Genomic DNA, 6,250 nt, shown 5'->3' on the forward strand with positions numbered 1-6,250 from the left:
AAACCTCCTGACCGACAATCCATCACTTGGCCCTCACGGGCCAAGGCGGCCAGTCAACCGCCAGCTATTTGGGGAGCGCGGTCGACTGGCCGCCAGCACTCTATGCGCCCTTCACGCCCAACCCCAAAGTGGCCTACTTTTGCGCCGCCCTTTGGTCGGGTTTTACTCCGCCGTTGACAGCCGTGGAACTTCGGCTGGTCAGTCACCGCAAGGCGCTGAGTGTTGTCTCGCTTGTTGGTCTGCTCGACGGTGTAGCGGGCCAGCCATCGGCAGTTACCCTTCCGGGCTTGTGATCCGGCCGCGAAGGCGCGCAGGTAAATGCATTCGTATTTCATTCGCCGGACCTGCGGTTCAGCGAGCGACGCAACCGCACGACCCGATTATCATTCCAGCGGCCCTTGCCATGCATGGTATCAGCTCACTGTGCTGCGCATTTCAGCCGGGGGGTTCGTCGATCCCGTCACGGGCCTCATGGCTCAGCGGTCGTCCGGCAGCTGTCAGTCCGCTGCGCATGGCTTGCTCGGAGAAGACCCGTGCCATTTCGCCCAGCACAACGGCGCGTGCGGAGACCTGGCGTTGCACCAGGCCGACCCGACGGTACGTACTCGAATCCCCGAAGGACTGCACGAAAAGCCTTTCGGCGGCGTTTTCGGGAATGGCGCTCTTGGGAACCACAGCGGCGCCTAGCCCCGCCAGCACGCAGCCGATGACCGTGGGCATCGTGTTGACCACGACGATCTCGCGAGGCTCTACGCCGAGACGGGACATCTCAACGTCAATCTGACGCGCCAATGGCACCTTGGTCTCATATCGAATGAAGGGAAGCCGTCGCAAAAGGTCTTTCCCCGAACGGCCTTCTTGGTCCGCCGGTGCCACGAGAAGGAGAGGCTCTTCGAGGATTGGCGTCCATATCAGTCCACCTGGAATGTCGACATGCTCTGCCACAACAGCGGCATCTAGACGACCAGCGGCCACGTCGGACAGCAGTCTCTCGGAGACGCCGACGGTCAGGTGAAAGGCGATATCGGGGAACCCGCGCGCGATCTCGGCGAATGCGCGAGGCACGATGCGCATGGATATTGTGCGGATTGACCCGACATTGAGCACACCAGCCGTGCTGCCGCCAGATATCGACTGGCGGGCCTCCGCCATGATCTGCACAATCTGGCGTGCCGCCCGGACGATCTCTTCGCCCTTGGAGTTCAGCAATGGAGGGCGGCGCGTGCGGTCAAACAACTCGACGCCCAACTCTCCCTCAAGCGATTGTATTTGTTGGCTTATGGCAGATGGCGTCAGGTTCACGATGCGCGACGTTGCCGCAAAACTATGTGTGTCGGCCACAGCCACCAAGGTCTGGAGTTGACGGATATCCATGCCCGTAACTTAAGACTTCCTTAATAAGATGGCAAAAGAAAATCGCTTCCTGAAGGGGGCTTGGCCTTTTAGCGATATGAGTCTCAGTAATAAAGCATGCACAGGGAGCCAAGTATGACGACGTTACTCAAGAGTGTTGCCGTGGGCCTGGGGGTTGCGATCACCACTGCGGCGGCCCAACCCGCACTCGCGCAGGATTATCCGACCAAGCCGGTGGAATTCATCGTGCCATGGTCGCCGGGCGGCGGCAGCGATACGCTGATGCGGATCGTCTCCAACAATGTCGATCCGTATCTCAACGAAGAAATGCCGGTCATCAACATACCCGGCGTGGGCGGCACGGTCGGCCTGACCGAAGCGTCCCGCCGCGCGGCCGATGGCTACACGATCAGCCAGGTCCATGAAGGACTTCTCACCGCCTCGATCACGGGTATCACTGATCTGACCTGGCAGGACTTCGACCCAATCGCCCTTATGACGGCCTCGCCACAATTCCTGGTCTCGAACCCCGACCTTCCGTACTCGACAATGGATGAACTCGTGGCCTACGCAGAGGAGAACCCTGGCGAAGTGACCATCGGCGTCACGCTTGGTGGCGTGCCGCACCTGCATGCGGCCATGATCGAGGACGCCTACGGGTTCGAATTCAATTACGTGGGCTATGAAGGCACGGGCGAGCGCATCCGGGCATTGGTCGGCGGGAACCTCGATCTGGCGATCGGTGACGTGTCGTCGGCCGGTCAGTTTGTGGAAAACGGTGATCTCGTGTTCCTCGCGACCGGCGCGCCAGAGCGCATGGCGCAGGCGCCGGACGTGCCCACGTTCAAGGAACTCGGCGCCGATCTCGATCTCGCCGTGACCCGCGGCATTGTCATGCCGAAAGGCGCGCCGCAGGAAGCCCGCGACAGCCTCGAAGCAGCGCTTGGCGAGCTCGCTGAAGATGAGGACTTCATCGAGCAAGTCAACAATGCTGGGGCGGAGGTCCAGTTCCGTGGGCAGGAGGACTATGCCGCTTACCTGGAAAACCTGTCAGACACTGTTGACCGCCTGGCAGGGGTCCTTGCGCCGTGAGCAGTCGCGTCAGTGACGAAACCGGAAAGGGGTCGGGCGAAATCGCCCGGCTTCTTTCCTATATCGTTCTGCTCGCAACCTCGGGCGGCTTGTTCTGGGAAGCTACAGCGATCCCGACATCACGCTTTGAAGTCCTCGGGGCCGGAGCTTTCCCGATGTTGGTCCACGGCTGCCTGATCGTGTTGCTGGTCAGTGCGATCACGAGTTCGCTGCGCCGGCTGCCAGCCTCTGCCTACGCTCAGTTCGCCGGGGATTTTCAAGCTTGGCTCAAAGCGCGCCAGCTTGTTTTCGTTCTCTTCGTCTGCCTTGGCCTCTACCTGGCGATGATGCCCGTGATCGGCTATTCGATCGCCACGTTCGTCTTTCTGGCTGTTCTCCAGTTCTGGTTTGCTCCAAAGACAAAATCCGCAGCTGCAACTGTCCTCGTTCTCGCAATTGTCTTTTCGGTCGGGCTGAACTGGCTGTTTGACGAGGTGTTCAACGTCTTTCTGCCGCGAGGAGTCTGACAGATGGACATGTTCCTGAAGGGGGCTGCAGAAGTTCTCTCCGCCTCCACACTGCTATACATGCTGATCGGCTCGATCGCCGGGATCACAGCGGCGGCGATACCCGGTTTCACCGTCACCATGGCAATCGTGCTTTCGCTGCCGCTGACCTTCACAATGGAGCCGCTGCAAGGGATCGCAGTGATGCTGTCGGTCTATGTTGGCGGCTACACTGGGGGGCTAATCTCGGCCGCCCTGCTCGGAATACCCGGCACCCCATCATCGGTCGCCACCACGTTCGACGCGTTTCCAATGTCTCGAAACGGTGAGCCCGGCCGCGCTCTGTCAATCGGCGTCTGGGCATCCTTTTTTGGCACCATGATTTCGACCGCCGTCCTGGTTGTCGCCGCGCCGCCGCTTGCCGTTTTCGCCGTCAAGTTGGGGCCATGGGAATACTTCTCGCTGATCGTATTCGCTCTCAGCATCGTCGCCAGCCTCGTCGGCAAGTCGCTGCAGCGCGGCCTCATTGCAGCCCTGATCGGCCTCGCCATCTCGACGATAGGCACGGATCCGATCCTCGGCCGCCCGCGTTTTGACTTCAATCTCGAAGTGCTTGCAGCCGGGCTTCCCTTCCTGGTCGTCCTGATCGGGATTTTCGCGATATCCCAGCTCGCCTCCGAGGTCGAGGACGCAGCCGCGATCCGCAAGGGCGAACAGATCGCCAAGGGTGATATCGACTTCAAGACGTGGCAGGTCATGCGCGAGGTGATCTCGCGCCCAATAAATCTGGTCCGGTCCTCTATCATCGGTGTCCTAGTCGGCGCATTGCCAGGCGCAGGAGGATCAATCGCCAACCTCGTGGCGTACGACCAGACAAAGCGCGCCTCGAAGACACCCGAGCGATTTGGAGAGGGCATCGCCGATGGCGTCGTCGCCTCGGAGTCCGGGAACTCTGCGACAGCCGGTGGCGGGCTGATCCCGCTGATAGCGCTGGGCATCCCGGGATCTGCTGTCGATGCGATCCTCATGGCGTCGTTGATGGTCCACGGTATCTCGGTTGGCCCGCGCCTGATCATGGACAACGCCGACCTTGTCTATGGCATGTTTATCGCGATGGCCGTCTCCAGCCTCATGATGCTCGTGGTCTGCATCTTCTCGATGCGCACGTTCCTCCGCGTGGCAGAGGTTCCGAAATGGGTCATCGTCCCTGTCGTGCTCGTGTGCTGCGTTGTCGGCACCTTTGCACTCAACAACCGCGTGACCGATCTCTATCTCCTCGGGGCAGTGGGGGTTCTCGGCTACGCGCTTCGCGCGCTCGACTATCCGCTCGCGCCGCTCGTGCTCGGCGTCATTCTCGGACCGATTGCCGAGACGAACCTGAGGCGTGCGCTCATGACAGACGGGGACTGGACGCTGTTCGTGACGCGACCTGTCAGCCTGATCTTCCTGCTGGCGGGAATCGCATCAGTCGCCTGGGCCATACGCAGTCACCGAAGACGCCAGACCAGCAAAAAGAATGATGAGGAAGCCGTTCAATGAAGTTTCGCCACGACCCCTTGTATCCCTCGCGCCGCTCCCCTGTTTTCGGTGACAACCTCGTTTCGACCTCGCATCCTCTGGCGGCGCAGGCCGGTATCACCGTGTTGCGTGATGGTGGCAACGCGGTCGACGCCGCCATCGCAGCCGCAGCCGTCCTCACCGTCGTCGAGCCGACTGGAAACGGGCTTGGGTCGGATGCCTTCTGCATCCTCTGGGACGGGAAAACCCTGCATGGGCTGAATGCCTCAGGTGCAGCGCCCGCTGGCTGGACGCCCGAGCGCTTCTCTGGGGCAGATAAAATGCCGTTCCGCGGCTGGGAAAGCGTCACTGTTCCGGGTGCCGTAAGTGCCTGGTGCGCGCTTCGTGACAAGTTTGGAACGCGCGCGCTGACGTCCCTTCTCGAACCTGCCGCGCGGTATGCGGAAGACGGGTTCATCGTGACGCCCATTATCGGCGAACTGTGGCGGCGTGGGGGCGAAACCCTGCGCGATCAGCCCGGATTTGGGGATGCATTCCTGCCTGGTGGGCAGGCGCCTCGACCGGGCGAGCGTTTTCGCAATCCGAGTCAGGCCAGGTCGCTCCGCGCCATCGCAGAGACCAACGGACGCACGTTCTACGAAGGTGACCTCGCCGAAAAGATCGCGGCTTTCGCAGCCGAGCACGGTGCTGTACTCTCGCTCGAGGATCTTGCAACCCATCAGCCGGAATGGTGCGGAACCCTTTCGACAGGCTTCGACGACACGGACCTGCACGAGATTCCTCCCAACGGGCAAGGGATCGCGGCTTTGATGGCGCTGGGCATACTCGAGCATACCCCAGTGCGCGAATATGGGCCCGATGATGTCGCTGCCATCCATCTGCAAATCGAGGCAATCAAGCTCGCCTTTGCAGATCTCGAGGCCTACGTGGCTGATGGTCGCCACATGATCGGGCCAACGGCTGAGGACCTGCTCGACCCTGACTACCTCAAGCGTCGCGCCGCCGAAATCGCGCCCAACAAAGCGGCCGCCTACCAGGCGGGTGCCCCGAAAGCGGGCGGCACGGTCTATCTCACCGTGGCCGACGCCTCGGGCATGATGGTATCCTATATCCAGTCGAACTATGCCGGGTTCGGATCGGGTGTCGTTGTACCAGGAACCGGGATCAGCCTTCAGAACAGGGGCGCGGGGTTCACGCTTGCACCTGACCATCAAAACCTTGTCGCGCCGGGCAAGCGGCCTTTCCACACGATCATTCCCGGCTTCGCAATGCGTCACGGCGCACCAGAGATGAGCTTTGGTGTCATGGGCGGCCCAATGCAGGCACAAGGGCACGTACAGATGATGCTGCGCACGCAGCTGTGGGGCCAGGACGTCCAGACCGCCGCAGATGCGCCCCGCTGGCGCTTTGTGGAAGGCCGACAGGTCGCCTGCGAGGACACAATTCCCGCGGAAACCCTGGCGACCCTCGCCGCGCTCGGACATGACATCAATGTCGAGGCACCCGACAGCGCATTCGGATTTGGCGGTGCACAACTGATCCGCAAACTGGATGGCGGTGGCTACGTCGCAGGGTCGGATCCGCGCAAGGACGGCCAGGCCATTGCCTTCTGAGGCCTGTCCCATGCGTTGCGGTTGGGCGGAATGGCCCAATCCATTCACCGCGGTCTCGACACGGCCCTCGCGCGATTCACGATGACCACTGATGAGAACGGCGGTGCAAAACTAGACCACGGTAGCGCCGCCATATTGGCGGTGCGGGCGGCGTAAAAGTCGTCCACTTTTTCCCTTCTTGTGGCAGCA

5 protein-coding genes are annotated in these 6,250 nt (G+C 61.5%); 4 read left to right on the forward strand and 1 reads right to left on the reverse strand.

Annotation, left to right across the window (positions count from 1 at the left end; genetic code table 11):
* Positions 1-435: 435 nt before the first annotated feature.
* Complete coding sequence (locus ACH107_RS29025; RefSeq protein ID WP_412509198.1) at positions 436-1,374, reverse strand: LysR substrate-binding domain-containing protein; 939 nt, start codon at positions 1,372-1,374, stop codon at positions 436-438.
* 114 nt (positions 1,375-1,488) lie between these two features.
* Between ACH107_RS29025 and ACH107_RS29030 the strand changes: the two genes are divergently transcribed.
* From ACH107_RS29030 to ACH107_RS29045, 4 genes are read left to right on the forward strand one after another with little or no spacing between them, the layout of a single operon-like run.
* Entirely contained in the window at positions 1,489-2,445 is a 957-nt protein-coding gene (locus ACH107_RS29030) for a Bug family tripartite tricarboxylate transporter substrate binding protein (RefSeq protein ID WP_412509199.1), read from the forward strand.
* The gene (locus ACH107_RS29035) at positions 2,442-2,951 is read left to right on the forward strand and encodes a tripartite tricarboxylate transporter TctB family protein (protein ID WP_310703092.1); all 510 of its coding nucleotides are present in this window, start codon (positions 2,442-2,444) and stop codon (positions 2,949-2,951) included. The genes ACH107_RS29030 and ACH107_RS29035 overlap by 4 nt, the downstream gene beginning before the upstream one ends.
* Before the next feature lie 3 nt (positions 2,952-2,954).
* Complete coding sequence (locus ACH107_RS29040; protein ID WP_412509200.1) at positions 2,955-4,469, forward strand: tripartite tricarboxylate transporter permease; 1,515 nt, start codon at positions 2,955-2,957, stop codon at positions 4,467-4,469.
* The gene (locus ACH107_RS29045) at positions 4,466-6,061 is read left to right on the forward strand and encodes a gamma-glutamyltransferase family protein (protein ID WP_310703090.1); all 1,596 of its coding nucleotides are present in this window, start codon (positions 4,466-4,468) and stop codon (positions 6,059-6,061) included. Before ACH107_RS29040 ends, ACH107_RS29045 begins: the two co-directional genes overlap by 4 nt.
* Positions 6,062-6,250: the final 189 nt, after the last annotated feature.

It is taken from the genome of Roseovarius halophilus (ex Wu et al. 2025) (assembly GCF_047086965.1).

Excerpts from the sequence above, each read along its gene's own strand:
- ACH107_RS29025 (WP_412509198.1), bottom strand. The coding sequence starts at position 1,374 with ATGGATATCCGTCAACTCCAGACCTTGGTGGCTGTGGCCGACACACAT.
- ACH107_RS29030 (WP_412509199.1), top strand. The coding sequence starts at position 1,489 with ATGACGACGTTACTCAAGAGTGTTGCCGTGGGCCTGGGGGTTGCGATC.
- ACH107_RS29040 (WP_412509200.1), top strand. The coding sequence starts at position 2,955 with ATGGACATGTTCCTGAAGGGGGCTGCAGAAGTTCTCTCCGCCTCCACA.
- ACH107_RS29045 (WP_310703090.1), top strand. The coding sequence starts at position 4,466 with ATGAAGTTTCGCCACGACCCCTTGTATCCCTCGCGCCGCTCCCCTGTT.